Source organism: Pseudomonas sp. GM80, assembly GCF_000282515.1.
GTDB lineage: Bacteria > Pseudomonadota > Gammaproteobacteria > Pseudomonadales > Pseudomonadaceae > Aquipseudomonas.
Window position 1 is genome coordinate 1 of the sequence record NZ_AKJD01000056.1, and the last position, 12,638, is coordinate 12,638.

Below are 12,638 nucleotides of genomic sequence, written 5' to 3' on the forward strand. Positions count from 1 at the left end.
AACGGATATGCCCCCAAACCCCAAAAACAAAAAAAGGCGCGATCCTCTCGAATCGCGCCTTTCTCATTTCAGCTATCTATCAACTACCCAACGCCTTCGAAGCCAGCCAGAACAACCCAGCCGACAGCCCAACCGTCGCTGGCAGGGTCAACACCCATGCCAGAAGAATCGTACGAACCGTGCCACCCTGCAGGCCGCTCTTGTTAGCGACCATGGTGCCCGCCACGCCCGAAGACAGAACGTGAGTGGTCGACACCGGCAGACTGAAGATGTTGGCCAGACCAATCAAACTGGCCGTCGTGATCTGCGCCGACATGCCCTGAGAATAGGTCATGCCTTGCTTGCCGATCTTCTCACCAATGGTCAGCACCACACGTTTCCAACCCACCATGGTGCCCAGGCCCAGAGCCAGTGCAACCGCCAGAATCACCCAGAACGGCGCGTATTCGGTGGTGGTGGTCAGGTCTTTGCGCAGCTTGTCGAGGTCAGCCTTTTCACGAGCATCCAGGCCAGGCAACTTGCCGACTTTCTTCGCGGTGTCGTCCAGGCAGAGCAGGTAGCGACGAACTTCTACACGGCTGTCGGAGGACAGCGAGTGGTAGTCCGCGACACCTTTGAGCGTATGCAGCAGGGCGGAAATGGTCGGTTCGGTCTGCTGCGGGTTGCAGCGGAATTTCTCCGGCAGGTCGCCTTCCACGCTTTTGCCCAAGGCCAGGAATTCACCCAGCGAATCGGCGTTGCGCTGGTAGAACTGGCTCAGGTGCAGGGTGGCATCGCGGGTGCGTTCGATCTGGTAAGTGGTGCTGTTCAGGTCGAGAACGAACTGCGCCGGAACGATACCGATCAACACCAGCATGATCAGGCCGATGCCTTTCTGGCCATCGTTGGAACCGTGCACGAAGCTCACGGCCATGGCCGAGATCACCAGGACCAGACGGTTCCAGAACGGTGGGTGCTTCTTGTCGTCAAGCTTGCGGCGCTGTTCCGGCGTCTTGTGCATTTTCGACAGTGGGCGCCACCATTTCAGGCCGATCAGCACCAGTGCCGCGATCAGGAAGCCGGCCATTGGCGAGAACACCAGCGAGGCGCCGATATCGATCGCTTTCTGCCAGTTCACGCCGTCAGCCAACGGGATATCGTTGATCAGGGCATTGGCCAGGCCGACACCGAGGATCGAGCCGATCAGCGTGTGCGAGCTGGACGCCGGGATACCGAAGTACCAGGTGCCGAGATTCCAGGTGATTGCCGCGGCGAGCAACGAGAACACCATCGCCAGACCATGGCCGGTGTTCACATTGATCAGCAGTTCCACCGGCAGCAAATGGACAATGGCATACGCCACGCCAACGCCACCCAGCAGCACGCCGAGGAAATTGAACACACCGGAAAAGAACACTGCCAGATGAGGCGGCATGGCTTTGGTGTAGATAACAGTGGCTACCGCGTTAGCGGTGTCATGAAATCCATTGATGAACTCGAAGGCGAGGACAAAAGTCAGGGCGAGCAAGAGGCTCACAAGCACCCAAGCATCCAGTCCGCTGAATAAATCGATCATGAAGGTTTTCTGACCCGGTCGTAAGGGGGCGCGATTATGCCAGAAAAGTCTCGAAATCGATCCCCTACCTGCTCATCGGTAACACTCTTCTTCAATTTAATTTGTTGCAGCAGATGAAAACCAAGCGTGGCGCAGGGTTTTTCAAGTCATTGATTTTATTGATTAAAGACTTCTGAGTGGGGTGTTTTTGCAGGCGTATCGACGGCTCAAACGCTTGTCTGAAATATCTGTGAAACCTGTAGGGCGCCTGGTTTCAGCCTGTCAGACAGGGAGATGGCCGCTGCCCGCGGGTAGCGGGCGCGCAAGGCATCGTCGTTCCACCGCGCTTGTAGCCGGTGCGTACGCTGACCTTTTAAAGATGCGAAAAACCGTGGCTCAAGGCTCTTCGGCTTTGAGTTCCTTTTCGATCTTTTCAATTTCCTGCTTGAAGACCTGATCCTGAACGGTAGGGCGCTTACGCCATGCCTTGCGTTCCGGTTCTGGTTGAGCGGCGTAGGTGGTGACTTCCCCGCCGTAAACTTCCTTGTAACGTTGTTCCTGGCGCTCAAGTTCCGCGCGCAGTTCGTCTTTCGTCACAGTGCTACCTGTATGAGTTGAGTTAAATGTCTGGTGAAACGCACTGCAACGAATCGATTGAGCAGCCCCCTCGACATCGCAACGCCTGTGCAGGCATTACTGAAATCGGCGGGCGATCAAGACTTCCGTGTTACAGGCGGCTACGGCACCAGATTAAAACTGACGCAGCTTCAGTGTCCTGTTTCAGCAAGCGCTGGCGTTACATGGGTGATGAGCGTCAGGCGCTGGCCGGGGCTGTCGGCGATGGACATCGCGTCAGCAAGTGGCGGCCACGGCGATTAAAAACGCGGCCCCACTGAACGCATTATAGCGGTCGATTCAGGATTGACTATCTTTGCCAAGTTAAAAACGGTTCCGGATGTGTGATTGTTTTGTGACGCGCAACTTTTAGGGGTAGTTCAAATACAGGCAAACGTTTACTTGGCCGCGATCTGTTTTTGGCGCCATTTAGTCGATCAACTAAACCGCGTTTCAATTGACCGGTAAAAGTTGAACAAGCGTCTCAAATGGTGGGGACAGCCATGCGGGTCGATTGCGATTATCGGTCGACGGTTCGATAATCGCCCAATGTTGATGGCTCGACGCTTGTGCATCTGCCCACGAGCCGTTTGTATAGCCCGTTGATCTGTGCCGGATAAAAGGACAATAAATGAACGATCAAATGCGCAATTCCTTCACCTCCGTGGCGCCGCCGATCGTCGCCTCGCCGGCCAAACGGATCCAGGCGCTGACCGGTGATCCGGATTTCATGACGTCGCTGGCCCGTGGCCTGGCGGTGGTGCAGGCGTTTCAGGAGCGCAAACGTCACCTGACCATCGCGCAAATCAGCCATCGCACGGAAATTCCCCGCGCGGCCGTGCGCCGTTGCCTACACACCTTGATCAAACTCGGCTACGCCACCACCGACGGACGCACCTACTCGCTGCTGCCCAAAGTGCTGACCCTCGGCCATGCCTACTTGTCTTCGACGCCGCTGGCGGTCTCGGCCCAGCCGTACCTCGACCGCATGAGCGAGCAACTGCACGAAGCCTGCAACATGGCCACGCTTGAGGGCGACGACATCCTCTACATCGCGCGTTCGGCGACCACACAACGGCTGATTTCGGTTGACCTGTCGGTGGGCGGGCGTCTGCCGGCCTATTGCACGTCGATGGGGCGGATCCTGCTGGCGGCACTCGACGACACCTCGCTCGGCGAATACCTCGACCACGCTGAACTCGTGGCCAAGACCAGCCGCACGATCCACACCCCCGAGGCGTTGCTCGAATGCCTGCAGGAAGTGCGGCAGCAGGGTTGGTGCATCGTCGATCAGGAACTGGAACAAGGCCTGCGTTCGATTGCCGTGCCGGTCTACGACGCCTCGGGCCAAGTGGTGGCGGCGCTCAACGTCAGCACCCACGCCGGTCGCGTCAGCCGCACCGAGCTTGAGCAGCGCTTCCTGCCAGGCCTGCTCAGCGCCAGCCGCGACCTCAGCGCGCAGTTGTTTGCCTGATTAAGCTGTTCGATAAACGCACAGTGTTGCGTTTATCGAATTGACGCTAAAACCCCCGGATCATTAATGTCGCGGCAGCGTCATCCGGCGCCGATGTGAATGAGCCCGCCGGACTGCGACTCCGATAATAATGACAAGAGGCAACTGACCATGCGCACGCTCTCCGACTGTCTCCGCTCCACCCGCTGTTGCCGGGTTCACCGCAACGCCTGATCCAGACCTTCTATTCTTGTGCCCGTGCCGTGTTTTGGCCGGCCGCCGTTCGACTGCGTTTTTTGCGTGGAATAAAAATAATGAACCAGCCTCAGTCCGCTGTAGGTCAATGCCTCGACGTGCAGACCTTCATCAATGCCCAACCGATCTCGCGCTATCAGTGGCGAGTGGTGATCCTGTGTTTCCTGATTGTTTTCCTCGATGGCCTCGACACCGCCGCGATGGGCTTCATTGCCCCAGCGTTGTCGCAGGACTGGGGCATCGACCGCGCCAGCCTCGGCCCGGTGATGAGCGCCGCGTTGATCGGCATGGTCTTCGGCGCACTCGGCTCCGGCCCTTTGGCTGACCGCTTCGGGCGAAAAGTCGTACTCGTCGGCGCCGTGGTGCTGTTCGGTGCTTTCAGTCTGGCGTCGGCGTACAGCACCAACGTCGAACAACTGCTGGTACTGCGTTTCCTCACCGGCCTGGGTCTGGGCGCCGGGATGCCGAACGCCACCACGCTGCTCTCGGAATACACCCCGGAGCGCAAGAAATCGCTGCTGGTGACCAGCATGTTCTGCGGTTTCAACCTCGGCATGGCCGGTGGCGGGTTCATTTCCGCCAAGCTGATCCCGGCGTTCGGCTGGCACAGCCTGCTGATGATCGGCGGGATCCTGCCGTTGATCCTCGCCGTGGTGCTGCTGTTCTGGCTGCCGGAATCGGCGCGCTACCTTGTAGTCCGTAACCGTGGCACCGACAAGGTTCGCAAGACTTTGGCTCCAATTGATCCGGTCACTGTCGCCCAGGCCTCGAGCTTCAGCGTGCCGGAACAGAAAACCGTCAAGGCACGTAACGTCTTTGCGGTGATTTTCTCCGGCACTTACAGCACCGGCACCTTACTGCTGTGGCTGACCTACTTCATGGGCCTGGTGATTGTTTACCTGCTGACTAGCTGGCTGCCGACGCTGATGCGCGACAGCGGCGCGAGCATGGAGCAAGCCGCGTTTATCGGCGCGTTGTTCCAGTTCGGCGGGGTATTGAGCGCGGTCGCCGTGGGATGGGCGATGGATCGCTTCAATCCACACAAGGTTATTGGCGTTTTCTACCTGCTGGCGGGGGTGTTTGCCTACGCGGTGGGGCAAAGCCTGGGCAACATTACGTTGCTGGCGACCTTGGTGTTGGTGGCCGGTATGTGCGTTAACGGTGCGCAATCGGCGATGCCGTCGCTGGCCGCGCGGTTTTATCCGACGCAGGGGCGGGCGACCGGCGTGTCGTGGATGCTCGGGATTGGCCGCTTCGGCGCGATTCTCGGGGCGTGGATGGGCGCGACATTGTTGGGCTTGGGCTGGAATTTCGAGCAGGTGCTGACGGCGTTGGTGATTCCGGCGGCGTTGGCCACGGCGGCGGTGTTGATCAAGGGCATGGTCAGCCATGCGGATGCGACCTGATATCGCGGTGTGAAGCGAAAAGATCGCAGCCTTCGGCAGCTCCTACAGGGTTTTACATTCCCATGTAGGAGCTGCCGAAGGCTGCGATCTTTTGCAGACAACACGAAACGATAGGGAAACAACAATCTGTTCGATAAACGAACACTCAGTCGATTATCGGATTGTTTGGCAATTTTCCCAGGCTTAATCTGCAGTGACTCCGGCGCTGAACCTCGCGCCTTTTTATCACTGGCGATTTATTACAAAAACAGGAGCCCGCTCCATGGCTGAGATCCTTTCGCTAAACGAAGCGGTGAAGCAATTCGTCAACGACGGCGACACCGTCGCACTCGAAGGCTTCACTCACTTGATCCCCACGGCTGCGGGCCATGAAATCATTCGTCAGGGCAAGAAAGATCTGACGCTGGTGCGGATGACGCCTGACCTGATCTACGACCAATTGATCGGCGCCGGTTGTGCACGCAAATTGATTTTCTCCTGGGGTGGCAACCCTGGCGTGGGTTCGCTGCACCGTCTGCGCGATGCGGTCGAGAAACAATGGCCGCAGCCGCTGGAAATCGAAGAACACAGCCACGCCGACCTGGCCAATGCCTACGTCGCCGGCGCTTCCGGCCTACCGTTCGCGGTGCTGCGGGCCTACGCTGGCTCCGACCTGCCGAAGGTCAACCCGCTGATCAAAACCGTGACCTGCCCGTTTACCGGTGAAGTGCTGGCGGCCGTGCCGTCGGTGCGCCCGGACGTGACGGTGATCCACGCACAGAAAGCCGACCGACAAGGCAACGTGCTGCTGTGGGGCATTCTCGGCGTGCAGAAAGAAGCTGCACTGGCCGCCAAGCACTGCATCGTTACCGTCGAAGAAATCGTCGACAACCTCAACGCACCGATGAACTCCTGCGTACTGCCGACCTGGGCCCTGAGCGCGGTCTGCCATGTGCCCGGTGGCGCACATCCGTCCTACGCCCACGGTTACAACGAGCGCGACAATCGTTTCTATCAAGCGTGGGATCCGATCGCCCGCGACCGTGAGACGTTTACCGCGTGGATCAACGAATACATCCATGGCTGCGCTGACTTCAGTGCGTTCCAGGCCAAGTTGGCCGCTGCTTCGGAGGCCAAGTAATGACGTACACCACCAATGAAATGATGACCGTCGCCGCAGCCCGTCGCCTGAAAAACGGCTCGGTGTGCTTCGTCGGCATCGGCCTGCCGTCGAAAGCCGCCAATCTGGCGCGCCTGACCTCGTCGCCAGACGTGGTGCTGATCTACGAATCAGGCCCGATTGGCGCCAAGCCGAGCGTGCTGCCGCTGTCCATCGGTGACGGCGAGCTAGCGGAAACCGCCGACACCGTGGTACCGACCGGTGAGATTTTTCGCTATTGGTTGCAGGGCGGACGCATCGACGTCGGTTTTCTCGGTGCTGCGCAGGTCGACCGTTTCGGCAACATCAACACCACCGTGGTTGGCGATTATTTCTCGCCGAAAGTGCGCCTGCCGGGTGCCGGTGGCGCGCCGGAGATTGCCGGTTCGGCGAAAAGCGTGTTGATCATCCTTAAACAGTCGGCACGTTCGTTTGTCGACAAGCTCGATTTCATCACTTCGGTCGGTCACGGCGAGGGCGGCGACTCGCGCAAACGTCTGGGCCTGCCGGGCGCCGGGCCGGTCGGCATCATCACCGACCTGTGCATCATGGAGCCGGAAGAGGGCACCCACGAATTTGTGGTCACCGCACTGCACCCGGGCGTGACCCGCGAGCAAGTGGTCGCGGCCACCGGTTGGGCAATTCGTTTTGCCGACACCGTCGAGAGCACCGCAGAACCAACAGAAGTAGAACTGACCGCACTGCGCGATCTTGAAGCGCGCACGGCCGCCGCCCACGGTCAGGCACCAGGAGAAGCATGATGCGTGACGTTTATATCTGCGACGCGATTCGCACACCCATTGGCCGCTTCGGCGGCGGTTTGTCCGCCGTGCGCGCCGATGATCTGGCCGCCGTGCCGATCAAGGCCCTGATGGAACGCAATCCCTCGGTGGACTGGAGCGCCATCGACGAAGTATTCCTCGGCTGCGCCAACCAGGCCGGCGAAGACAACCGCAATGTCGCGCGCATGGCGCTGCTGCTGGCAGGCCTGCCGGAAAGCGTGCCGGGCGTGACCCTCAATCGTCTTTGTGCTTCGGGCATGGACGCGATCGGCACGGCGTTTCGTGCGATTGCCAGCGGTGAGATGGAGCTGGCGATTGCCGGCGGCGTCGAGTCGATGTCCCGCGCACCGTTCGTGATGGGCAAGGCTGACGCGGCGTTTTCGCGCAACATGAAACTGGAAGACACCACCATCGGCTGGCGTTTCATCAACCCTTTGATGAAGGCGCAATACGGCGTCGACGCGATGCCGCAGACCGCTGACAACGTCGCCGACGACTATAAAGTCTCGCGCGCCGATCAGGACGCTTTTGCCCTGCGCAGTCAGCAACGTACTGCCGCCGCGCAGGCCGCCGGCTACTTCGCTGAAGAAATCGTCGAAGTGCGGATCGCCCACAAGAAGGGCGAAACCGTGGTCAGCCAGGACGAACATCCGCGTGCCGACACGACAATAGAAGCGCTGACTAAACTGAAACCGGTCAACGGCCCGGACAAAACCGTTACCGCCGGCAATGCCTCCGGCGTCAACGACGGTGCCGCTGCGCTGATTCTGGCGTCCGCCGAAGCGGTGAAAAAACACGGCCTGACGGCCCGCGCCAAAGTGCTCGGCATGGCCAGCGCCGGTGTAGCCCCGCGCGTGATGGGCATCGGCCCGGTGCCAGCGGTGCGCAAATTGATCGAACGCCTCGGCGTAGCGGTCAGCGATTTCGCCGTGATCGAACTCAACGAAGCGTTTGCCAGCCAAGGCTTGGCAGTGCTGCGTGAACTGGGCCTGGCGGATGACGCCGCGCAGGTCAACCCGAACGGTGGGGCGATTGCCCTCGGCCACCCGTTGGGCATGAGCGGTGCGCGATTGGTATTGACCGCGCTGCATCAGTTGGAAAAGACCGGTGGCAAGAAAGGTCTGGCGACCATGTGCGTCGGTGTCGGCCAAGGTCTGGCTTTGGCCATCGAACGCGTCTGACGCAAGCCGTGACGAAAAAGAACAGAGGAAAGCGACATGTCTGACAAGCCTGGTTACCGTCGTCCGCAGGAAGGCACTCAGCCTGAGTACCTGCACCCGACCTATCAATCCACCAACCTGCGCTCGCCGTCGAAGCCGTTGGTGTTTCTGCCGCACTCGCTGTCGGAAATCACCGGCCCGACCATCGGCGCCGAACGTGTAGGCGACACCGATAACGACCTGACCGCCCAGCATGAGGGCGAGCCACAGGGCGAACGCATCATCATTCACGGCCGTGTACTGGACGAAAACGGTCTGCCGGTGCCGGGGATTCTGGTGGAGATCTGGCAGGCCAACGCCGCCGGTCGTTACAACCACAAGCGCGATCTGCACGATGCGCCGCTCGACCCGAACTTCACCGGCACCGGCCGCACCGTGACCGACGCCGATGGCTGGTACCAGTTCCAGACCATCAAGCCTGGCGCCTATCCGTGGGGCAACCACCACAATGCGTGGCGCCCGGCGCATATCCACTTTTCGCTGTTCGGGCCGAGCATTCTTACGCGCCTGGTCACGCAAATGTACTTCCCGGGTGACCCGCTGCTGGCCTACGACCCGATCTACAACTGCGTGCCGGACACTTCGGCCAAGGAACGCCTGATCGCCAGTTTCGATCTGGAAAAAACCATTCCGTCCTACGCCCTCGGTTATCGCTGGGACATCGTGCTGCGCGGGCGTGAAGCCACGCCGATGGAGAAATAAGATGACGCTGACTGCGACCACGTCCCACACCGTCGGGCCGTATTACCACATCGGCCTGACCTGGCTGAACCGCGAAGACCTTACTGTCGAACAAACCCTCGGTGAGCGCGTGGCGATCACCGGGCAAGTGGTGGACGGCAATGGCGATGTCGTCAACGACGCCATGCTCGAAGTCTGGCAGGCGAATGCTGCCGGTAAGTACGACCACCCGGAAGACGAGCAGGACAAAGCACTCGATCCGAACTTTGAAGGCTTTGGCCGCGTGCCGGTGGATGCTGAAGGGCGGTTTCGCTTTACCACGATCAAACCGGGTACGGTTGAGGGGCTGAAAGGTTCGACCCAGGCGCCGCATTTGGTGGTGTTGGTATTTGCCCGTGGCTTGGTGAAGCACTTGCTGACGCGGATCTACTTTGAAGGCGAGCCTGCCAACGTTGATGATCCGTTGCTTGAGTGCGTGCCGGCGGAGCGCCGCACGACCTTGCTGGCGAAGAAGGATGAATCGGGTGTTTACCAGTGGAATGTGATCCTGCAGGGCACTGATGCCGAGACGGTGTTCTTCGATTATTGAACACTCCATCGGTGGTCAGCGATCAACTGTGGCGAGGGGATTTATCCCCGTTCGAGTGCGAAGCGCTCGCAAATCAGATACACGCGATTTACCTGAAATAACGCGTTGAATGGTTTTGGGGCCGCTTCGCTGCCCAACGGGGATAAATCCCCTCGCCACAAAGGCTGGTCAAGAGCTGGGTGATGATCCAATGTGGAACGGGACTGTTGCAAAGTATGTCTAGACTCTCACTGTCCCTATCGAGTGAAAAACAATGACAACCACCACCTCCCATTACACCGGCGAAGAGCGCAGCAAGCGCATCTTTGCCATTGTCGGCGCCTCGTCCGGCAACCTTGTCGAATGGTTCGACTTCTACGTCTACGCCTTTTGCGCGATCTATTTTGCCCCGGCGTTTTTCCCCTCCGACAACCCGACGGTGCAACTGGTCAACACCGCCGGCGTGTTCGCTGCCGGCTTCCTGATGCGCCCGATCGGTGGCTGGATTTTCGGCCGGGTTGCTGACAAGCACGGGCGCAAGAAGTCGATGCTCATCTCGATTCTGATGATGTGTTTTGGCTCGTTGCTGATCGCCTGTCTGCCAACCTACAACACCATTGGCGTCTGGGCGCCGATCCTGTTGCTGTTCGCACGTCTGCTGCAAGGCCTGTCGGTCGGCGGCGAGTACGGCACCACCGCCACCTACATGAGCGAAGTTGCCCTCAAGGGCCAGCGCGGATTTTTCGCCTCGTTCCAGTACGTGACCCTGATCGGCGGGCAACTGCTGGCGGTGTCGCTGGTGGTGATCCTGCAGCAGTTCCTCACCGAAGAAGACCTGCGCGCCTACGGCTGGCGGATTCCGTTTGTGGTCGGTGCGGTGGCGGCGTTGATTTCGCTGTTCCTGCGTCGCAGCTTGAAAGAAACCACCAACGAAGAAACCCGCGCGCACAAAGACGCTGGCAGCATCAGCGCGCTGTTCCGCGATCACAAAGCCGCGTTCATCACCGTGCTCGGATACACCGCCGGTGGCTCGCTGATTTTCTACACCTTCACCACGTACATGCAGAAATACCTGGTCAACACCGCCGGCATGCACGCCAAGACCGCCAGCTACATCATGACCGGCGCGCTGTTCCTGTATATGTGCATGCAGCCGCTGTTCGGCATGCTCGCCGACAAGATCGGCCGACGTAATTCGATGTTGTGGTTTGGCGCGCTGGGTACGCTGTTCACGGTGCCGATTCTGTTGAGCCTGAAAAGCGTCAGCAGCCCGTTCCTCGCGTTTGTGCTGATCACCGTGGCGCTGGCGATCGTCAGTTTCTACACCTCGATCAGCGGCCTGGTGAAAGCCGAAATGTTCCCGCCGGAAGTCCGCGCCCTCGGCGTCGGTCTGGCCTATGCGGTGGCCAACGCGATCTTCGGTGGTTCGGCGGAATTCGTCGCCCTGAGCCTGAAGAACATCGGCATGGAAAATTCTTTCTACTGGTACGTGACGGTGATGATGGCGATCGCGTTCCTGTTCAGTCTGCGCTTGCCGAAACAGGCGGCGTACTTGCACCACGACCTCTAACCCGATGCGCGCGGGCCGTGATGGCCCGCGCCGGCAAGGATTTTTATGACTCAGCGACCGGGCAATCAATTGTTCGATGCCTACTTCACTGCCCGCGATATGCGTGAGGTGTTCTGCGATCAGGGCCGCGTGCAGGCGATGCTCGACTTCGAAGCGGCGCTGGCCCGGGCCGAGGCGCGCGTCGGTTTGATTCCTGACTCTGCGGTGGCACCGATTGCGACGGCGTGCAGCGCCGCTCTGTATGACTTCGCGGCACTCGGCGAGGCGATTGCCACGGCCGGCAATTCGGCGATTCCGCTGGTCAAGGCGTTGGGCAAGCAGATTGCTGCGACCGATGCCGAGGCTGAGCGCTATGTGCATTTGGGCGCGACCAGTCAGGACGTGATGGATTCCGGGCTGGTGCTGCAATTGCGTCAGGCGCTGGAATTGATTGAACGTGATCTGGTGCAATTGGCCGATTCGCTCGCCAGTCAGGCGCAACGTCATGCTGCGACGCCGCTGGCCGGACGCACGTGGCTGCAACACGCGACGCCGGTGACCCTCGGTATGAAAATCGCCGGATGGCTGGGCGCTGTCACTCGCAGTCGTCAGCGTCTGCGTGAACTCAAACCGCGTCTGCTGGTGCTGCAATTTGGCGGCGCCTCCGGGACGCTTGCAGCACTTGGCGAACAGGCGATGCCGATTGCCGAAGCGCTGGCTGAAGAACTGCAACTGACCTTGCCCGAACAGCCGTGGCACACCCAGCGTGATCGCGTGGTGGAGTTCGGTGCGGTGCTCGGTTTGATCGCCGGCAGCCTCGGCAAATTCGGCCGCGACATCAGCCTGTTGATGCAGACCGAAGCCGCCGAGGTGTTCGAGCCTTCGGCGCCGGGCAAGGGTGGTTCGTCGACCATGCCGCACAAACGCAATCCGGTCGGCGCTGCGGTGTTGATCGGTGCGGCGACGCGGGTGCCGGGGCTGGTCTCGACGCTGTTCAGCGCAATGCCGCAGGAGCACGAGCGTAGCCTCGGTCTGTGGCATGCCGAGTGGGAAACCTTGCCGGAGATTTGCTGCCTGGTGTCCGGCTCGCTGCAACAGGCTCGGTTGTTGGCGCAAGGGCTGGAAGTCGACGCCGAACGCATGTCGCGCAATCTCGAATTGACCCAAGGGCTGGTGCTGGCCGAAGCGGTGAGCATTGTCCTTGCGCAACGGGTTGGTCGCGACACCGCGCATCACCTGCTCGAACAATGCTGCAAACGCGCGGTGGCCGAACAGCGCCATTTGCGCGCCGTTCTCGCTGACGAACCGCAAGTCACCGCCGAATTGAGCAGCGCTGAACTCGATCATCTTTTGAACCCCGCCCATTACCTCGGTCAGGCGCAAGTCTGGGTCGAGCGTGCGGTGGCTGAACACAACGCATTGTCTGACTGAAAGGAG

Annotated in this window: 11 protein-coding genes; 9 read left to right on the plus strand and 2 right to left on the minus strand. The window is 60.1% G+C overall.

The features are described from left to right. Window positions 1-79: 79 nt before the first annotated feature. Both PMI37_RS08855 and PMI37_RS08860 read right to left on the minus strand, forming a co-directional pair. A complete protein-coding gene (locus tag PMI37_RS08855; protein WP_008080065.1) occupies window positions 80-1,555 on the minus strand; it encodes an inorganic phosphate transporter in 1,476 nt (491 codons plus the stop codon). Between the two features lie 375 nt (window positions 1,556-1,930). After that, window positions 1,931-2,131 (minus strand): hypothetical protein, encoded by a 201-nt coding sequence (locus PMI37_RS08860; protein ID WP_008080067.1) that lies wholly within the window; start codon window positions 2,129-2,131, stop codon window positions 1,931-1,933. A gap of 649 nt (window positions 2,132-2,780) precedes the next feature. Between PMI37_RS08860 and pcaR the strand changes: the two genes are divergently transcribed. From pcaR to PMI37_RS08905, 9 genes are all read left to right on the plus strand, one after another. Then, the gene (gene pcaR, locus PMI37_RS08865; protein ID WP_008080069.1) at window positions 2,781-3,623 is read left to right on the plus strand and encodes a pca regulon transcriptional regulator PcaR; all 843 of its coding nucleotides are present in this window, start codon (window positions 2,781-2,783) and stop codon (window positions 3,621-3,623) included. A gap of 293 nt (window positions 3,624-3,916) precedes the next feature. Continuing rightward, on the plus strand, window positions 3,917-5,263 hold the full coding sequence (locus PMI37_RS08870; RefSeq protein ID WP_008080080.1) for an MFS transporter: 1,347 nt from the start codon (window positions 3,917-3,919) through the stop codon (window positions 5,261-5,263). A 262-nt stretch (window positions 5,264-5,525) separates the two neighbouring features. After that, window positions 5,526-6,383, plus strand: coding sequence for a CoA transferase subunit A (locus PMI37_RS08875; protein ID WP_008080083.1), 858 nt, complete (start codon window positions 5,526-5,528; stop codon window positions 6,381-6,383). Beyond that, window positions 6,383-7,162, plus strand: coding sequence for a CoA-transferase subunit beta (locus PMI37_RS08880; RefSeq protein ID WP_008080085.1), 780 nt, complete (start codon window positions 6,383-6,385; stop codon window positions 7,160-7,162). The genes PMI37_RS08875 and PMI37_RS08880 overlap by 1 nt, the downstream gene beginning before the upstream one ends. Beyond that, window positions 7,159-8,364: a 3-oxoadipyl-CoA thiolase gene (pcaF, locus tag PMI37_RS08885; protein ID WP_177323304.1), complete on the plus strand. Its 1,206-nt coding sequence runs from the start codon at window positions 7,159-7,161 to the stop codon at window positions 8,362-8,364. Before PMI37_RS08880 ends, pcaF begins: the two co-directional genes overlap by 4 nt. 36 nt (window positions 8,365-8,400) lie before the next feature. Further along, window positions 8,401-9,105 (plus strand): protocatechuate 3,4-dioxygenase subunit beta, encoded by a 705-nt coding sequence (gene pcaH, locus PMI37_RS08890; protein ID WP_008080089.1) that lies wholly within the window; start codon window positions 8,401-8,403, stop codon window positions 9,103-9,105. 1 nt (window position 9,106) lies between these two features. Next, window positions 9,107-9,673, plus strand: coding sequence for a protocatechuate 3,4-dioxygenase subunit alpha (gene pcaG, locus PMI37_RS08895; protein WP_008080091.1), 567 nt, complete (start codon window positions 9,107-9,109; stop codon window positions 9,671-9,673). 253 nt (window positions 9,674-9,926) lie between these two features. Next, window positions 9,927-11,222: an MFS family transporter gene (locus tag PMI37_RS08900; RefSeq protein WP_008080093.1), complete on the plus strand. Its 1,296-nt coding sequence runs from the start codon at window positions 9,927-9,929 to the stop codon at window positions 11,220-11,222. Window positions 11,223-11,267: 45 nt separating this feature from the next. Further along, complete coding sequence (locus PMI37_RS08905) at window positions 11,268-12,632, plus strand: 3-carboxy-cis,cis-muconate cycloisomerase (protein ID WP_008080094.1); 1,365 nt, start codon at window positions 11,268-11,270, stop codon at window positions 12,630-12,632. The last annotated feature ends 6 nt before the right edge of the window (window positions 12,633-12,638 follow it).

What these genes read in the sequence shown, in the direction of transcription:
- PMI37_RS08855 (WP_008080065.1), bottom strand. Translation starts at nt 1,555, where the DNA reads ATGATCGATTTATTCAGCGGACTGGATGCTTGGGTGCTTGTGAGCCTC.
- pcaR (WP_008080069.1), top strand. Translation starts at nt 2,781, where the DNA reads ATGAACGATCAAATGCGCAATTCCTTCACCTCCGTGGCGCCGCCGATC.
- PMI37_RS08870 (WP_008080080.1), top strand. Translation starts at nt 3,917, where the DNA reads ATGAACCAGCCTCAGTCCGCTGTAGGTCAATGCCTCGACGTGCAGACC.
- PMI37_RS08875 (WP_008080083.1), top strand. Translation starts at nt 5,526, where the DNA reads ATGGCTGAGATCCTTTCGCTAAACGAAGCGGTGAAGCAATTCGTCAAC.
- PMI37_RS08880 (WP_008080085.1), top strand. Translation starts at nt 6,383, where the DNA reads ATGACGTACACCACCAATGAAATGATGACCGTCGCCGCAGCCCGTCGC.
- pcaF (WP_177323304.1), top strand. Translation starts at nt 7,159, where the DNA reads ATGATGCGTGACGTTTATATCTGCGACGCGATTCGCACACCCATTGGC.
- pcaH (WP_008080089.1), top strand. Translation starts at nt 8,401, where the DNA reads ATGTCTGACAAGCCTGGTTACCGTCGTCCGCAGGAAGGCACTCAGCCT.
- pcaG (WP_008080091.1), top strand. Translation starts at nt 9,107, where the DNA reads ATGACGCTGACTGCGACCACGTCCCACACCGTCGGGCCGTATTACCAC.
- PMI37_RS08900 (WP_008080093.1), top strand. Translation starts at nt 9,927, where the DNA reads ATGACAACCACCACCTCCCATTACACCGGCGAAGAGCGCAGCAAGCGC.
- PMI37_RS08905 (WP_008080094.1), top strand. Translation starts at nt 11,268, where the DNA reads ATGACTCAGCGACCGGGCAATCAATTGTTCGATGCCTACTTCACTGCC.